The organism is Flammeovirgaceae bacterium (assembly GCA_015180985.1).
GTDB lineage: Bacteria > Bacteroidota > Bacteroidia > Cytophagales > Cyclobacteriaceae > UBA2336.
In genome coordinates, this window is sequence record CP054185.1 from 675,386 (window position 1) to 691,722 (window position 16,337).

15 protein-coding genes are annotated in these 16,337 nt (G+C 46.5%); 7 read left to right on the top strand and 8 right to left on the bottom strand.

Translation table 11 applies throughout. The features are described from left to right. Positions 1–5: 5 nt before the first annotated feature. Positions 6–1,478 carry an aminopeptidase P family protein gene (locus HRU69_03275; protein QOI96569.1) on the bottom strand — a complete coding sequence of 491 codons (1,473 nt, stop codon included), beginning with the start codon at positions 1,476–1,478 and terminating at the stop codon, positions 6–8. A 96-nt stretch (positions 1,479–1,574) separates the two neighbouring features. Here HRU69_03275 and HRU69_03280 point away from each other — a divergent pair, with 96 nt between their 5' ends. Then, complete coding sequence (locus HRU69_03280; GenBank protein ID QOI96570.1) at positions 1,575–3,386, top strand: serine hydrolase; 1,812 nt, start codon at positions 1,575–1,577, stop codon at positions 3,384–3,386. A 1-nt stretch (position 3,387) separates the two neighbouring features. On the opposite strand, the gene HRU69_03285 is transcribed toward HRU69_03280, so the two are convergent. Further along, positions 3,388–4,884, bottom strand: a complete 1,497-nt coding sequence (locus HRU69_03285; GenBank protein QOI96571.1) for a serine hydrolase — start codon at positions 4,882–4,884, stop codon at positions 3,388–3,390. A 20-nt stretch (positions 4,885–4,904) separates the two neighbouring features. Beyond that, positions 4,905–5,420 (bottom strand): GNAT family N-acetyltransferase, encoded by a 516-nt coding sequence (locus HRU69_03290; protein QOI96572.1) that lies wholly within the window; start codon positions 5,418–5,420, stop codon positions 4,905–4,907. Positions 5,421–5,574: 154 nt separating this feature from the next. Between HRU69_03290 and HRU69_03295 the strand changes: the two genes are divergently transcribed. The 5 genes from HRU69_03295 to HRU69_03315 are packed head-to-tail and all read left to right on the top strand — an operon-like array spanning position 5,575 to position 11,511. Further along, positions 5,575–6,798 carry an acyltransferase family protein gene (locus HRU69_03295; protein QOI96573.1) on the top strand — a complete coding sequence of 408 codons (1,224 nt, stop codon included), beginning with the start codon at positions 5,575–5,577 and terminating at the stop codon, positions 6,796–6,798. An 11-nt stretch (positions 6,799–6,809) separates the two neighbouring features. Further along, entirely contained in the window at positions 6,810–7,967 is a 1,158-nt protein-coding gene (locus tag HRU69_03300) for a serine hydrolase (protein QOI96574.1), read from the top strand. A gap of 60 nt (positions 7,968–8,027) precedes the next feature. Beyond that, complete coding sequence (locus tag HRU69_03305; protein QOI96575.1) at positions 8,028–9,278, top strand: right-handed parallel beta-helix repeat-containing protein; 1,251 nt, start codon at positions 8,028–8,030, stop codon at positions 9,276–9,278. A 26-nt stretch (positions 9,279–9,304) separates the two neighbouring features. Next, a complete protein-coding gene (locus HRU69_03310; GenBank protein ID QOI98807.1) occupies positions 9,305–10,345 on the top strand; it encodes a hypothetical protein in 1,041 nt (346 codons plus the stop codon). Beyond that, positions 10,342–11,511: a transporter gene (locus HRU69_03315; GenBank protein ID QOI98808.1), complete on the top strand. Its 1,170-nt coding sequence runs from the start codon at positions 10,342–10,344 to the stop codon at positions 11,509–11,511. Before HRU69_03310 ends, HRU69_03315 begins: the two co-directional genes overlap by 4 nt. Here the strand turns inward: HRU69_03315 and HRU69_03320 are convergent, their stop codons facing one another. The 4 genes from HRU69_03320 to HRU69_03335 all read right to left on the bottom strand — a co-directional run bounded on the left by HRU69_03320 (position 11,512) and on the right by HRU69_03335 (position 13,957). Beyond that, the gene (locus HRU69_03320) at positions 11,512–11,718 is read right to left on the bottom strand and encodes a hypothetical protein (protein QOI96576.1); all 207 of its coding nucleotides are present in this window, start codon (positions 11,716–11,718) and stop codon (positions 11,512–11,514) included. Beyond that, positions 11,718–12,092 carry a co-chaperone GroES gene (locus tag HRU69_03325; GenBank protein ID QOI98809.1) on the bottom strand — a complete coding sequence of 125 codons (375 nt, stop codon included), beginning with the start codon at positions 12,090–12,092 and terminating at the stop codon, positions 11,718–11,720. The genes HRU69_03320 and HRU69_03325 overlap by 1 nt, the downstream gene beginning before the upstream one ends. A gap of 94 nt (positions 12,093–12,186) precedes the next feature. After that, positions 12,187–12,597, bottom strand: coding sequence for a hypothetical protein (locus HRU69_03330; protein ID QOI96577.1), 411 nt, complete (start codon positions 12,595–12,597; stop codon positions 12,187–12,189). 70 nt (positions 12,598–12,667) lie between these two features. Continuing rightward, positions 12,668–13,957: a hypothetical protein gene (locus tag HRU69_03335; protein ID QOI96578.1), complete on the bottom strand. Its 1,290-nt coding sequence runs from the start codon at positions 13,955–13,957 to the stop codon at positions 12,668–12,670. Between the two features lie 165 nt (positions 13,958–14,122). Between HRU69_03335 and rocD the strand changes: the two genes are divergently transcribed. After that, a complete protein-coding gene (gene rocD / locus HRU69_03340) occupies positions 14,123–15,361 on the top strand; it encodes an ornithine--oxo-acid transaminase (protein QOI96579.1) in 1,239 nt (412 codons plus the stop codon). Between the two features lie 46 nt (positions 15,362–15,407). Here rocD and HRU69_03345 read toward each other — a convergent pair whose 3' ends face one another. After that, positions 15,408–16,331 carry a restriction endonuclease gene (locus HRU69_03345; GenBank protein ID QOI98810.1) on the bottom strand — a complete coding sequence of 308 codons (924 nt, stop codon included), beginning with the start codon at positions 16,329–16,331 and terminating at the stop codon, positions 15,408–15,410. Between the last annotated feature and the right edge of the window lie 6 nt (positions 16,332–16,337).

The following is a 16,337-nucleotide window of genomic DNA, read 5'->3' on the forward strand; positions in this document are numbered from 1 at the left end:
GTTTTTCAGTTTTTACCTGGTGTTACTTTATTCAATTCGGGTAGAAAGAATTTATCCAGCGGACTGGGCTCCTTCATCATTGCTTCGATGGCTTCGGTGGTGCGTGGTGCAAAGGATGATAGGTGTTCGCAGCCGGTTTTGGTAATCAGGTAATCGTCTTCAATGCGCACGGCTATGCCCCACCACTTCGGGTCTTTGGTGGTATTTTTTTGTATATAAATACCCGGTTCTATAGTAATCACCATGTTTTCCTGCAGTGCATCATAGGTGCCGCGGTCGTGCACATCCAAACCAATATGATGGCAGCAGCCGTGCGGATAGTACAGGTGCCGGTCGGTAGGCTTGTCGATGATTTTCAGTTCGGCCAGACCTTTGTTGATCACACGGGCAGTGGCATCATACAAGTCAGAAAATTTGGTGCCCGGCTTGCAGATCTTCATCGCTTCTTCCTGGGCGGCCAGCACCAGATCATAAATCTGTTTTTGTTCAGTTGAAAACTTGCCGCCTACCGGAATGGTGCGGGTGATATCGGCCGTGTAGCCGTGGTATTCGGCACCGAGGTCCATCAGAATAAGTTCTTTCGGATCGAGCGCGGGTTTGTAGTTATCGATGTAATGCAGGATGCAGCCGTTGTGTCCGCCTCCTACAATGGATGGATAGCCCAGGTCTTCGGCCTGGTATTTTTTAAACACGAATTCGTGGATGCCCTGCACTTCGCGTTCGCTCATGCCGGGTTTCATGGCCTTCATTACTTCCACCTGCCCGATACAGGAAATCATTACCGCTTTGCGCAACAATTCAAGTTCTTCAGTGGTTTTAATGCCACGCAAGTCGTCCATAATATCACCAAGAACCTGCGTATTCAGATTATTTTGCGGCTGTTCGCGCTGCACGCTGAGCGCATCCTTGCGTGGATAGTTTGTTTTAACCTTGAATTGTTCTATCAAATCATATAAATCGCCTTTATCGCGGGCATCATCCCGCACATCGTTAAAGAAATCAAAAAACAGGACCTGGTTAAATGATGAGAAATCGATAGCATAGTCTTTAAAATCGGTGTTGTTAAACGCTTGCTCAAAACCCAGTTGTTCTTTCGTACCCAGGTTACCGAGCCTGCGGCCCGTCCACATTTCCATGATCGGGTTGCGGGGCTGCACAAAAATAATTTCATCGTACAGGCTGCCGTTGGGTGCCTTTTGCTTGTCTTTAAAAATCAACAGCACGGCATGGGGTTCGCGGTAGCCGGTGAGATAATAAAAATCCGGATCGGGATGATACACATAGTCCACATCGTTACTGCGGTTACGCACGGCATTGGCAAAGAACACCGCCACCGAATTAGCGGGTAATTTTTCGCGTAGCTTTTGCCTGCGTTGCTTGTGCCACTCCTTGCTCAGAAAATCGGTGGGCATATCCGGATTTTGGGCGTGTACGGATAGGAGCACCAGTACCAGGATGGATGTGAGGCGGTATCTCATGGGAAATAATTTTGTTAAATAAACAACTTAACCGGCACACGCAAAAGGGTTTTTGCTTAAGGAAATTGCTTACTTTACTTCATTAATCTTTCGAAGATGAAATACACCTTATTTACTGGCTGCATGCTTCTGGCCTTGCTAGTTTTTGCACAAAAAAAACCAACTCCCATTGACAAACGGCTGGCCGGCCTGGATGCCGAGTTGCAACAACTGCCCGGCAAATGGCATGCAGCGGGTTTTGCTGTTGCTGTTGTAGAGAAAAACAAAATCATTTATGCAAAAGGCTTCGGCTACCGCGATGTCGAAAAGAAACTTCCGGTAACACCCAATACCCAGTTTGCCATCGGCTCCAGCAGCAAAGCTTTTACCTGCGGCCTGCTGGGTATTTTACGCGAAGAGAAAAAACTGTCGTTTGATGATAGCCCGATTAAATACATACCCGAACTACGGTTTAACAAACCGGAGATGAACAACCTCATCACCATTAAGGATATCATGACGCACCGCACCGGCCTGCCCCGCCACGATTACAGCTGGTATCTTTTCCCTACCCATTCGCGCGACAGCCTGATGCTGCGCATTGAACACCAACAGCCCTTTGCGACCGTGCGCGAAAAGTGGTATTACAACAACTTTATGTTTTTAACCCAGGGCGTAATAGCCGAAAAGATTACCGGCAAAAGCTGGGAAGAAAATATACGCGAGCATTTTTTCGAACCGTTGCAAATGAAAAACTCAACTACCGTAATTGATGGCCTCCGTAAAGGAACTGAAGCGGCCATTGGGTACCAGGTAAAAAATAAAACCCAGATTACTAAAATGGATTATTACGACATTGCCGCAATGGGCCCGGCCGGCAGCATTAACAGTTCGGTAAACGAAATGGCCAACTGGGTCATTACCTGGCTTAACGGAGGAAAATTTCAGGGCAAACAAATATTGCCTCAGAGCTATGTAAAGGAAGCGATGGGTTCGCAGATGGTCGTTAACAGCGATCCGCCTGATCCAGAATTTCCAGACATTAACATGGGCAACTATGGCTACGGCTGGTTCATCTCTTCCTACAAAGGTCATTACCGCGTTGAGCATGGCGGCAATATTGACGGCTTTTCGGCCAACGTATCATTCTTCCCGACCGACAGCATCGGTATTGTGGTGCTGGTTAATCAAAACGGGTCGGTTCTTCCTTCGCTTATCCGCAACACCATCAGCGACAAACTGCTGAATGTTAAGCCTACCGACTGGAACAAGGTGTACACCAAACGGGCTGACGATGCCGAAAAGCAGCAGGCTGCCGCTAAAGCCACCATGCAGTCATCGCAAAAGAAAAACACCAAACCCTCGCACATACTTTATGAGTATACCGGCACGTATCACCATCCGGGTTACGGCAGATTTGAAATAACAGCAGAACGTGATTCGTTATTTGCAAAAACACCGTTACAAATGCTGTGGCTTAAACATTACCACTACGATATTTTTCTGCCCTACGAAATAGAAAACGGCAAGATAGATACAACCCAACAGGCCAACCTGCATTTTAATTTCCGCACAAATGAATCAGGAGATATCTCATCGCTTACCGCCAAACTCGAGCCCGCCACCGACCCGATTGAGTTTAAACGCACACCACGGGCTGTGACGGTTGATAAACAAACACTGCAAACCTATGCCGGTGAGTATGAACTGGCCGGTATGGTTGCCAAGTTCTATCTGAAAGAAGATGGAAAAACACTGTACCTGTTTGTTCCGGGCCAGCCCGAATATGAGTTGCTCGCCACCGACAAACATGCTTTCGTAATTAAAAACCTGGATGGTTTTAAAATACGATTTACCGAAGCCAACGGAAAAATAACCGAGGCAACGTTTATCCAGCCCAACGGTACGTTTGTGGCCAAACGGAAGTAAGTCAGTTTGTTTTACTAAAATCCATTCCGTCAACCTGAACGGACACAATCTTTCCGGTTGGCCCCAGGGTGTATGTCATGTTTGCTTTTCCATACCACTTTTTATCAAACCAGCCGCGGAAGGTATCGTAGTGCCAATGGGTAAAGGTGGCCTTCAGAAAGTTGTTGGCCACCGCAGTTAACCGGTCGCCATCGCGGGTAATGATCAACTCACCAAACAGCGGACTTGTGTATTTGCCGGTATAGTCATCGAGGGGTAAGGTCGGCTTTGTTCCTTCAACACGCTTGCCTTCAAATTCCTTTTCTTTCCTATCACTTTCTGCCTGGATGCCGCGGTACAGTTGCAAAAACTCTGCACTCCAGTCGCGCGTACCGCCCAGCGCAAACAAGTCGAAGGCTTTGTACATGAGGGCATGGCGCAACTCGGCATGGTCGAAATTGCCGAACACATAAATGCCCAGTTTTTCATCGGGCAACTGCCCATGAATGGCAATGGCTCCGGCCAAACTACCGGTATGGAAGTTCACTTTCTTTCCTTTATAATCATGCTGGAACCAGCCGAGTCCGTAGGTTGTCCAGTTGGGCTTTGTTAAACGGGCTGTTGGATAAAATCCGCTTGGTGTTACCAGGGTTTGGGGTTTAAACATTTCGGTCCACGTTTTGGCCGACAACAATCTTCCTCCTGCGTGTTTGCTGCTGTCGAGCATGCAAAGCACCCACTTGCTGATGTCCTCGGCACACGACCACACACTGCCGGCCGCGCCCACCTGGTCGGCACTGGTGTGTTCAATCACGCTAATGGTTCCCCCGATTTTAAAATGGGGTTTGGTCTGGTTAGGGTCGGTTACATCTTTTAGTAGCGGAACAGTTCGGGTCATATCAAGGGGTTGAAAGATGCGTTCGCGAATAAACTGATGCCAGGGTTTGCCGCTTAGTTTTTTGATGATTTCGCCCGCTGCTACATAAAAAATATTCTGGTAAATAAAGCCTGCGCGTAAACTATAACTGGGTGGCACATCGCGCATCTTGTACAAAACTTGCTCGGCCGGAATATCCATCACACTCCACAAAAAATCGGCATTGCCCACGCCCGAGTTGTGAATAAATAAATCGCGGATGCGCAGCTCACGGGTAACATACGGATCGTACAGCTGAAACTCGGGCAGGTGTTTATACACCGGATCGTCCCAGGTTACTTTGCCTTCATCCACCAGCATCCCCATGCAGGCCGCTACCATGGCTTTGGTGGTGGATGCGCAGGCAAACAGGGTTTGGGCATTAACCGCATCGGGCTTGCCAAGTTCGCGCACGCCATACCCTTTGGCCAGCAGTACCTTTCCGTCTTTCACCACGGTAACCGCCATGCCGGGCACCTCCCAGTCTTTCATGCCTTTTACGATGTAGGCCTCGTATTCCTGAATCTTCTTATCGATGGTAACGGGCTTTTGTGCCCAACCCGTTGCTACCGGGAGCAAAAGCAGTAAACCAAGTAATCGCATAGTATCATGTTTAGCGTTCATCAAATAATTTGTTTCTCCATAATCATAAATTCCAGCGGTTGCTTCGGAAAGCCAAACCGGGGGTCGGTGAAAGCAAAGGGTTTACGCTTGCCCGTATCATAATAACCGTGGCGCACATACCAATCGATCAGCTCTTTTCGTACCGTCAGTACATTCATAAAAATGGTTTTGCACTTTTGTTTTCGGGCTTCGTCCTCCGATGCTTTCAATAATGCTTTACCGATGCCTTTGCCTTGTATGGTGGGGTTAACCGTAAGCATGCCCAGGTAAAGTTTATCGCCTTCTTTGCGCAACTCCACACAGCCGATGATACTTCCGCTATCAACGTATTTAAGAATTACACTTCCTGGTGTTTCAATTACAGCTTTCAATAACTCGGCATCGGTGCGGGAGCCATCAATCAAATCGGCTTCGGTGGTCCAGCCCTGCCGGCCGGTATCGCCCCGGTAAGCGGAATTAACTAATTTACTGAGTTCGGATGCGTCTTCGGGTAATGCAGGCAATATATCAGCCATGGAAGTAGGATAGCGGCTACGAATATAGGCAACTTATTTGTGCAGGAAAGCAGGGTTTAGTGCCGTTCGACTTTATAAAATCGTCCTCCCAGCTTATAAAAACAGTCGTAGTTTCGGGGTTCATGCCTTTTTCTTTGGACAAAAAAGAAAAACTATGGAAACAACATTCACCCCATCAACCCGCAGGCATTCCTTCGCTGACGCTTCGGCACGCAGGCACGACCTCGACTGGCTCCGGATCATCGCCATTTTAATCTTGCTTTTCTTCCATACCGGCATGTGGTTCGTGCCGTGGGATTGGCACGTAAAGAACAACGAACTTAGCGGCAGCTTTCGCTACTGGATGGTGTGGCTGCACTTCTGGCGTATGCCGCTGTTGTTGTTTATTTCGGGTGCAGGTACCTATATGGCGCTCGGCAAACGCTCCATTAAACAATATGCCGGTGAGCGCTTTCGCAGGCTGTTCGTACCGCTGGTATTCGGCATTTTTGTGGTGGTGCCGCCACAGATTTACTATGAACATATTTTGAAGTACGGAAGCTATTGGGATTTCTATAAAACCGTTTTCAATTTCGTGCCATACCCCGAAGGAAGTTTCAGCTGGCACCACCTGTGGTTCATTTTGTACCTGTTGTTGTATTCGTTACTGCTCATTCCGTTTTTCAAGTTTATCCGTTCAGAGCGTTCAGCCGATTTTAAAATTAAAGTAAGCCGTTGGCTGTCAAGCCCTGCCGGCATGCTGTTGATACCTTCCGTTATCATCATCTTTACTCAAGCAATTTTGCGTCCGTACTTTCCCGAAGAAACACACGACCTCACCGACCTGGGCTTTTTTGTTTTCTACATGTGTTTCTTCTTTTTCGGAGTATTGTTCTATTCCGACAGGAATCTTTGGTTAGCTATCGGACAAAACCGAAAGCACTTGCTGGTAGCCGCCTTGTTTGTGCTGATTCCTTTTTACCTCCTGTATTTTCATTTCAGGGGTATTATGAATTTTCCATGGCCGGAGGATACCATCGAAACGCTTTTTGATATTAGCGGTATGTTCATGAGCTGGTTTACCGTGCTTACGGTAATTGCCTACGGACAACATTACCTGAACAAACCGCACCCGTGGATCAGCAAACTGAATGAAGGATTATATCCATTCTACATTCTTCATCAAACGGTAATCATTGCCATTGGGTATTATATCTGTCAGTTGGAGTGGAGCATTGCCGCCAAGTATTGGTCGATTGCTTTGCTTACACTGATCAGTTGTGTTGGATTTTATTTGGTTTTGATTCGTCCGTTTAATACGATGCGCTTCTTGTTTGGGATGAAACCAAAAAAGAGGTCTGGTGTAAAACAGTTGGAAGAAATTAAGAAAGCCGCTTAATTCCACGCACCATGAAAAAGAAAATTGCATATGCAGTAATAATCCTGGCAGTGTTAAGCATTGCCTTTGCTTCGTGCAGCACCAAAACCTATATGGGCCGGTGGATGAAATGGCGTGCATCCGACATACTTGATCATGAAAAATTCCCTAACCATCCGTTTGATGCTTCTCCTCATCCTTTTTCATTCATCGAAGCAACGGATAGCAGGCTGACTGATTTGATGATTGAAACTAAAAAAGGTAAAGCTACACTGAAAAGGGTTCTGGAATCCTCGGAAACAACAGCTTTCCTGCTTATTAAAAATGATTCATTGCTGTATGAGGGCTATTTTAACAAATATTCACGCGAATCTATTAACACTTCGTTTTCAGTTGGTAAATCCATTACCTCATTACTGTTAGGTAAGGCAATGGATGATGGACTGATCGAATCGTTAACCGATCCGGTTACCCGGTACCTTCCGCAACTTGCCCAACAGGATGCGCGCTACCAGAAACTAACACTATTACATTTATTGAATATGCGCAGCGGCATCCAGTTTAAGGATCATGATTTGCCTTGGGGCGATAAGCCGAAGGCATACTACCACCCTCGTTTGCGCGAACGTATTTATGAATTGCCAATAAAAGCTGAACCGGGCACTGCATTTAAATACAATTCCTATAATCCGATAGTTATCGGCATGGTGTTGGAAAAAACTTGCGGGCAGTCTCCGGCCGAATACTTTGAAAGGAACATCTGGAACAAGCTGGGCATGGAGTACAGTGGTTCATGGAGTATGGATAGTGACGAGTCGCGCATGATGAAAATGGAAAGCGGACTAAACCTTCGCGCAATTGATTTTGCCAAATTCGGCCGCCTGGTACTGAATAAAGGAAAGTGGAATGATGAACAGGTTATTTCCGAAAAATGGATTGAGGCAAGCACTGCAGTTTCACTGGAAAATCATGTTCCGGAATTTGGTAATGAGATTCACTACGAGAAATTCTGGTGGCTGCACAGCAAAGACCAAAAGCATGCCTACATCATTTCAGGCTGGGGCCACCTGGGGCAGTACTTGTATATTTTTCCGGATGAGAAAATTATTATTGTTCGCATGGGAAAAGATATAGGTCGTGTTGGGAGTTGGAAAAATATTTTTCTTCAGGTCGCGGATGCTGTTAGATAATTTTTTGAGATTTATGAGCTAGCCGTTTATGTGTAAGAAATTCTTTATCTTCATAGCCTTATGAAGAAATTTCAATTAGGTGTAATTGCCTTGGTGATATGCACGGCATGCAGCGAATCACCGAAAGAACCCATCGTATGGAAATCCATCGAAAAAGATTTGCAGGCTCAGTTTATCCTGGCGCAGGATGGCGATGTAATTGAACTGCCCGAGGGCAACTTTATGTTTACCCGCACCTTGAGCATGGACGGGAAATCGAACATCACTATTCGCGGAAAAGGCATGGACAAAACCGTTTTGTCGTGGAAAAATCAAACCGAAGGCGCGCAAGGTTTGCAAATCAGCAACGGAAAAAATATTGTGCTTGAAGATTTTTCAGTAGAGGATGCCAAAGGCGACAACCTGAAAGTGAACGACACGAATGGGATTACGTTGCGAAGAATCCGTTCCGTGTGGGCCGATGGCCCCAAAACTGAAAATGGTGCTTACGCACTTTACCCGGTGTTGTGTAAACATGTGCTGATGGAAGAGTGTATAGCCATGGGTTCATCCGATGCCGGCATTTATGTGGGGCAATCCGATTCGGTCATCATCCGCAACAACAAAGCCTACTGGAACGTTGCCGGCATCGAAAGCGAAAACTCCAAGTGGGTTGAGATTTACGGCAACGAAGCGTATGACAATACCGGGGGCATTTTGGTTTTTGATCTGCCTGGTCTCACAACCTACGGCCATTCCACCAAAGTGTATAAAAACATCATCCGCAGCAATAACTATAAAAACTTCGCCCAAAAGGGCAACATCGTGGCCAGCATACCGCCTGGCTCGGGCATGATGATCCTGGCCACACACGATGTGGCCATTTACGACAACGATTTTAAGGATAACACAACGGTAGGCCTGGCCATAGTAAGTTACGAACTGGTGGCCGCCCTGAACGAAGGCGAGCAGGAACAACCCGGGTCAGTTGGCGGAGTGCAAACCGTGAACAACCGGTACAAAGAAGATTCGCTGTACAATCCGTATCCTTACAACGTGCACGTAACCAACAACCGGTTTTCCAACAAACACTGGTTCCCCACGTTTCAGAACGACATCGGCAAGCTGCTGGCCATGAAATCGCTGTTCAGTCCGCCTGATATTTTATACGATGGCATCCCTGATCCCAACCGTGCCGAACGCAACATCTGTATTGATGAAAGCAGAAAAATAACCTTCATTAATCTGGATGCGGCCAACGATTTCAAGGGGTTAACAAAAGATGTAAAAAACTTTGCCTGTAAGGCTAACGAAAAAGTTTCGCTGAAGTGAAATCAATACGTGCGATAACCGTACTGATGCTGGCTATTTCGTGCAGCCGGCCAAAGCCTGCTGTGGTTGTGGTAGAGGAGCAGCCGTTGGGAGAAACTGAACTTACCCTCCCCGGAGAAAAAATGCTTTCGGCCTATAACTTTTTTAAGGGTGACCTTAAAAATCTTGAACCGGCAGAAGGGGTCATCCACTATGAACTAAATTCACCGCTCTTTACAGATTACGCGCACAAAAAACGATTCATCCGGTTTCCTAAAGGCACATTTGCCAACTATAATGCTAACAATGTACTGGATTTCCCGGAGGGCACGGTGCTTATTAAAAACTTTTACTATACCGCTGATTTCAGAAAACCGACTGAAAACATCCGCATCCTTGAAACACGCTTATTGATTCTGGAAAACGGAACCTGGAAAGCCCTGCCCTACATCTGGAACGAGGAACAAACCGAAGCCTACCTGGATGTGAGCGGAAAAAATATTGATATACGGTGGATACATCCTGACGGCACCGTAAAGCAGGTGAATTATTCTGTGCCGAACATGAACCAATGTAAAGGCTGCCACCTCCGTGGCGATAAGATAGCGCCCATCGGGCCTACAGCAAGGCAACTTAACGGTACAATCCGCGGACAATCAAAAAATCAACTTGTGCAGTTAGCTGAGCAAGGTTTGCTGCATAATCTGCCCTCGCTTAATGAGGTACCACGACTGGCTGATTACGATAATAAAAACGAAGCGCTCGAACTGCGCGCCCGCGCCTGGCTTGAAGTAAATTGCGCCCACTGCCACCGCCCGGATGGGCCGGCAAAAACCAGTGGCCTTCATTTGCTTGCTGATGTGAAAAACCCATTTGAGTTGGGTATCGGCAAACCCCCTGTTGCGGCCGGCCGGGGTTCGGGCGGGCTGAACTATGATATCGTTCCCGGTAAACCGGAACAATCCATCCTGTATTACCGCATCAATTCGGCTGACCCTGGCGTGATGATGCCTGAACTGGGCAAAAAAATGATCCACCAGGAAGGAGTTGATCTGATACACGAATGGATCAGATCCATGAAACAATGAGTCTTAGTAAGATTAAGTTCAATCGAAATGAATGTGCGGGCGCTTTTGGCGACATCGGCACCGACTTTCCGCTGATTGTCGCCATGATTCTTGCGGCCGGCCTGTATACACCCAGCGTACTGATTGTGTTTGGCCTGATGCAAATTTTTACCGGGCTGGTGTACCGCATGCCCATGCCAGTGCAACCACTGAAGGCCATGGCCACCATTGTTATCTCCCAAAAAATAGCCGGAACAATTCTGCTTGGTGCCGGGCTCGCCATCGGGGTAGTGATGCTGATATTATCCCTAACCGGACTACTGGACAAACTGGCTCAATGGGTACCCAAAGCAGTTGTTCGAGGCATCCAGTTCGGTTTGGGACTTAGCTTATGCCTGCTGGCATTTAAAGAATACATACCCGCTACCGGGTTAAATGGCTTCATCATTGCAGCCATAGCTTTTGTACTGATTATTGCACTGATTGATAACCGCCAATATCCGGCTTCGCTTATCGTTATCCTGGGGGGGATACTTTATGCCGTTCTAACCAAACTGAATCTGCACGAACTTGCCGGGTCGGCTGGGTTTACACTACCCCATATACATACTCCTTCAATTGATGACATTGCTAAGGGCTTCGTGTTACTGGCCTTGCCGCAAATTCCGCTTTCACTGGGCAACTCCATATTAGCCACACGTCAGGTTGCACATGATTTGTTTCCGCAACGCACCGACCTTACTATTCGGAAAATCGGGTTAACCTACTCCATCATGAACCTTGTTGCTCCGTGGGTTGGCGGCATACCCTGTTGCCACGGGGCCGGGGGTATGGTTGGACATTATACATTTGGCGGCCGGACAGGCGGCTCGGTAATACTATACGGTGCGCTATTTATTTTGCTTGGGATATTCTTCGGAAACAGTATTCATCAACTGATTGAAGTTTTTCCTTTACCTGTACTTGGAACAATTCTGTTATTTGAAGGTGCTGCCCTTATTCTGCTTATCCGCGACCTGGCTCACGATCAAAAAGGACTTGTTGTTGCTATACTAACCGGTTTGCTGGCGTTTGGCTTGCCATACGGTTTCCTGGTGGGTATTGTAGTTGGACTATTGTTACACTACCTGCCCGTTAACCTGAACACGTTAAAGGAAATCGGGAGAAAAAAAGATAAAACCGGGTAGCTACTCCATCTCCCGGATTTCAAAATCCCTGCCCTTACCGTAACGGATTAAATCCTTGAGCAGAAATTGCTCGAGTGTATGAAGGTTCTTTACTTTGAAATCACCATCAGCCAGAATATACTCAACTACAAATTCGTTTACCTCGCCAAAATTGATTAAGCGGTATTTTTTTCCAACACGAAGCACATCAAACGAAAGACCCTGCATTACAATTCTTCTTCACGCTCCAGCATTAAAATGGAACTCTGGGGAACAATAAAATATTTCTCGCCTTCATAAATCACTTCAATAGCCCCCTTCTGTAAAAAGATAGCCAGGTCCCCCTCCTGCGCCTGGAGCGGAAGGTATTTTACCTGATCTTCCTTGCCTTTCCACAAGTCATCTTCATCGGCAGGCATGGGCAGCGGGTAGCCCGGACCTACTTTAATGACATAGCCGCTCTGGATCTTTTCTTTTTCCTGAACACCCGGAGGCAGGTATAAACCGCTGTCGGTTTTGTCGGATTGTTTTGACGGGCGTATCAAAACCCGATCGCCCACAACAATGATTTTCTTGAGTTTGTTGTCAGGTGTAAGTTTCATAGGCGACATAAAAGTACAGAGTTTTTGAAGAACAGCAGGCAGCAAAAAGGCAGACCATTTTGATCTGCCTTTTTCACTTGTTGTCAACCGGCAACTACTTTTTCCCCAGCACCACGCCTATCACGCCACCGGTAGCGCCCATCATTACGCCAATAACCAATGGATCAACTAAGGCACCGGTAAGGTTCATGATGTTGGTGGTGCCATACATGGTCAGGTCAACACCATATCCAATAATCAAACCAATGATTAGGCCCGATTTAAAACCTCCGCCAAAGGTGGTAATGTTGGCCCAGTTGCCAAAAATGTACACCAGCAGGTACGCCTGCAACAGGTTGCCTACAACCAGTGCCCACCACACCATTTCAGTTTCTGCGCGCATCACACCGGTTGCTGTGCCCTGGTTGCTGTTAAAGAAATCCATCAACACCATGCCATACAACAACCAGCCGAGGAGGAAGAATACCACAAAACCGGCCAGGGTAGCCAAGAGTCTTTTTTTCATGTCCATAGTTTTAGGGGTTTAGTTTATATTTTGATTAGTCTAATGCAAATCATTCTGCAATCACAAGCTACTACTCAAATAAATCCTTCTGCTCCTGTCCTTGCGGCTTATCGGTATACAGCGGGAGCTTGCCCAGGCTTTTTGATACGAGCGCTTCATCCATAGCAATTCCACGTTGTTCGGCATCGGCTTTTTGCTCCTGTATCTGCATGGCCAGTTCCTTGTTGCTGATTTGTTTTGCCCTCCGCTCGGTGGGAGGATTAAGTTTTTCGGCACGTTCAAACTCAATTACCTTGTCCAGAAAATCTTTCGGCAAATCGGCTTCGCTGCGGTAAACCAATTCAAAAAACTGCTTGGCAAAAAAACCGTCAATCTGAATTCTTCGTTTGGACAAATGCACAAACTTGCCGATAACGCGGCAAATGTTTTCGCGCTCTTCCGGACTAAGTTGTTCGGCAAATTCATAATCCTCAATTCTGCGCAACGAAAGAATGATGGGTTCGAGCGCATCGGTAGAGATAACATACACCGTATAATCGCTCAGCTTATATTCAAATTGTTGAATTACCTCGAGTGTATTGGTTGGCACAACCAAAAATACCTCTCTGCGTACATTTTCTTCCTTTACATATTTGTTTACACTTTCGGCCTGGTTGCGCAGGTAAAGCGGAAAATTGGACAGGTCGTCATTGCCCGGGCTTTTGGCATCAAACACAATATACTCGTCATTAATCTTTAAGGTGTTGTCGGGCTTTCCCTTAAAAGGTACGGTATCTACATACTCTACGCCATTCCGGCTGCAAATAATTTTAATCCGGTTTTTTACATCGGCTTCGTGGTGCGACCAGGTTTCTTTTAATTTACGGAGCCGCTCGTACTCAGCCTGTTTCTGCTTTTCTTCTTTTTCGTTTCGTTCTTTTACAATGTCTTCACGCAATTTTACCAATTGGCTAATGTTCCGCTCATGCTCGGCTCTGCGCTGTTCTTCCCGTGTTTTAAACTGCGTATTTTCCTCGCGCAGCCTGCGGTTATCCTGCTCTGTGCTTTCAACTTTTTGGCGGATGGCAGCAACTTCATTGGCCAGTTCCTGGCCGCGTTTTAAAAAACTTTCGTTCTTCTCTTTCAGTGATGCAATTTCCTTTTGCAGATCTGCCTTATCGGCTACCAGCCGGTCAATCGTTACCTGCATTTTTGAATTTTCGGCACGAGCCACATCCAGCCCCGAAACCAGCCGCTGCAATTCGGCACTGGTGTCAATTAACATGGATTTAATTCTTCTCCAGCGGAACAACCGGTCCCACAGCGAATACGACCGGAGTTCGTTAAACAACTCTTTAATGGTATCCAATCCGTTTTCCATAAGCTAAAGGTAAGTGAATTAGCGGGTAAACCGGTTAAAGATGGTAGCCAGAACCTGACAGCCTGTGTCAGTTTCGTAAGGAACGGCAAAACAGGCAAAATTGGGTTTGCGAGGCCTCTTTTGGTAACTTGCAAAGCGTTTTATTAAACAGAAACTATCCTGATTATGACTGATTTAATCACATCCAGCAGCAAAGCCATTGAATTAGAAGACCGCTACGGGGCGCATAATTACCACCCGTTGCCGGTGGTACTTACCCGGGGCGAAGGCGTTTTTCTGTGGGATGTGGAAGGCAAACGCTATTACGATTTCCTGTCGGCCTACAGTGCCGTTAACCAGGGGCATTGCCACCCGCGCATCATTAACGCGCTGGTTGAACAGGCAAAAGAGCTTACGCTGGTTAGCCGGGCTTTCTATAACGATAAACTGGGCCTGGCCGAAAAATTTGTATGCGAAACCTTTGGTTATGATAAGGCCTTGTTTATGAACAGCGGTGCCGAAGCCAACGAAACCGCCATTAAGCTGGCCCGCAAGTGGGGCTACACCAAAAAAGAAATACCCGAATACGAAGCCGTGATTGTTGCCGCAAAGAAAAATTTTCACGGCCGAACTACTTCCATTATTTCTGCTTCGTCCGATCCATCTGCACGAAAAGGGTTCGGACCTTTTATGCCGGGTTTTGAACTGGTGGATTACGATAATATACCTGCCCTCGAAAAAGCACTGAGCAACCCTAACGTGTGCGGGTTGTGGATTGAGCCTATTCAAGGCGAAGCCGGTGTGTACGTTCCGGCTCACGGCTACCTGAAGGCTGCGGAAAAATTGTGCAAGCAACACAATGTGTTGTTAATGATGGATGAAATCCAAACCGGTATTGCGCGCACCGGTAAAATGCTGGCAAGCGATCATGAGGGCGCGCGGCCCGATTTGCTGATTCTGGGTAAAGCTTTGAGCGGTGGTGTACTGCCGGTTTCAGTTGTGTTGGCCGATGATGACATTATGCTGGTTATTAAACCGGGGGAGCATGGCTCCACGTTTGGCGGCAACCCGCTGGCCGCTGCCGTGTGCATGGAGGCTTTGCAGGTAGTGAAGGATGAAAAACTTGCCGACAATGCCGAGCGGCTTGGAAAAGTCTTCCGCAAGCGGATGAATGCATTAATTAAAAAAACAAAGTTGGTTACGCTGGTGCGCGGCAAGGGTTTGCTTAATGCCATCGTCATCAATGACACACCGCAGAGTGAAACGGCCTGGAACATTTGTTTAAAATTTGCCGAAAACGGCTTGCTGGCAAAACCTACACACGGCAACATTATTCGGCTGGCGCCACCGCTGGTTATTACCGAAGAGCAGCTTCACGAATGCTGCGATATTATCGAGAAGTCAATACTGGCGTTTGATAATTAAATGAGCCTGAGTCGTCCTACGACTTGAAGTCGTAGGACGACTACCATTAATCCTCACCAAAGTAGTCACTATCAATCCTTTTTACTTCATAATTACTAACACTGGTAACGCCAATGTTGTAATCAATCATAAGTTGTGCAAGTCTGTCACCATCCACTAAAACTATTTTAGTTTCATTCCTAGGCACATAATCCAAGGCATCACGGGTAAATGAGGAGGTGGTTATAAATATTCCCTTTTTAGCTCCTTGTCCGGCTAACGCCCCTACAAACTTTTGTAATTCCGGGCGTCCGACAACATTGCCCGGCTGCCATCTTTTTGCTTGAATATAAATAATGTCAAGACCAAGCTTATCTTCTTTAATAGTGCCATCAATTCCTTCATCACCACTTTTTCCTATCGCCTTACCTGCATCTTTTATTGATCCCCCATAACCCATTTTAACCAGCAACTCAACAACAAGTCGCTCGAAAAAAGGGGGTGAGAGATTTAAAACCCGGTTAATCAAATCCTGAGCTAATGATTTTCTGATCCTTTGGTAGGCGGCTTCAAGGGTTTCTTCTGGCGTTTGAATTATTTTTTCCTCATTCGTATCGGAATCATTTTCAGTACTGCTTTCTAATCGCCTGGCCGGTTGAAATTCAACAAACTCAGGGAATTGCTTTAAAAATTTGACATCGATCGAATTGATATTCCTTTTTAAGACGTCAAGGCCTCGGTTGGTTATAGTAATAGTAGCTCTTTTAGGAGTGTCTATCAAGCCGGCCTTTTTTAAATAAGTTTTAGCCCATCCGACACGATTATCAAATATTGGCTGAACTCCACTTGGTAGCAACTCCCTTCTTTCATTTTCGGTTAATCCAAATTCTACTGATAATTGTTCAATTATGTCACGAAACTTGTGTTCAGCCTTGTCCGAAACCCTTCGGAGTAGTGGCAACATAATAGTTTGATAATCGGGTATCATTATTCTTCT

What these genes read in the sequence shown, in the direction of transcription:
- HRU69_03335 (QOI96578.1), bottom strand. Translation starts at nt 13,957, where the DNA reads ATGGAAAACGGATTGGATACCATTAAAGAGTTGTTTAACGAACTCCGG.
- HRU69_03275 (QOI96569.1), bottom strand. Translation starts at nt 1,478, where the DNA reads ATGAGATACCGCCTCACATCCATCCTGGTACTGGTGCTCCTATCCGTA.
- rocD (QOI96579.1), top strand. Translation starts at nt 14,123, where the DNA reads ATGACTGATTTAATCACATCCAGCAGCAAAGCCATTGAATTAGAAGAC.
- HRU69_03285 (QOI96571.1), bottom strand. Translation starts at nt 4,884, where the DNA reads ATGCGATTACTTGGTTTACTGCTTTTGCTCCCGGTAGCAACGGGTTGG.
- HRU69_03315 (QOI98808.1), top strand. Translation starts at nt 10,342, where the DNA reads ATGAGTCTTAGTAAGATTAAGTTCAATCGAAATGAATGTGCGGGCGCT.
- HRU69_03320 (QOI96576.1), bottom strand. Translation starts at nt 11,718, where the DNA reads ATGCAGGGTCTTTCGTTTGATGTGCTTCGTGTTGGAAAAAAATACCGC.
- HRU69_03310 (QOI98807.1), top strand. Translation starts at nt 9,305, where the DNA reads ATGCTGGCTATTTCGTGCAGCCGGCCAAAGCCTGCTGTGGTTGTGGTA.
- HRU69_03290 (QOI96572.1), bottom strand. Translation starts at nt 5,420, where the DNA reads ATGGCTGATATATTGCCTGCATTACCCGAAGACGCATCCGAACTCAGT.
- HRU69_03295 (QOI96573.1), top strand. Translation starts at nt 5,575, where the DNA reads ATGGAAACAACATTCACCCCATCAACCCGCAGGCATTCCTTCGCTGAC.
- HRU69_03305 (QOI96575.1), top strand. Translation starts at nt 8,028, where the DNA reads ATGAAGAAATTTCAATTAGGTGTAATTGCCTTGGTGATATGCACGGCA.
- HRU69_03280 (QOI96570.1), top strand. Translation starts at nt 1,575, where the DNA reads ATGAAATACACCTTATTTACTGGCTGCATGCTTCTGGCCTTGCTAGTT.
- HRU69_03325 (QOI98809.1), bottom strand. Translation starts at nt 12,092, where the DNA reads ATGAAACTTACACCTGACAACAAACTCAAGAAAATCATTGTTGTGGGC.
- HRU69_03300 (QOI96574.1), top strand. Translation starts at nt 6,810, where the DNA reads ATGAAAAAGAAAATTGCATATGCAGTAATAATCCTGGCAGTGTTAAGC.
- HRU69_03330 (QOI96577.1), bottom strand. Translation starts at nt 12,597, where the DNA reads ATGAAAAAAAGACTCTTGGCTACCCTGGCCGGTTTTGTGGTATTCTTC.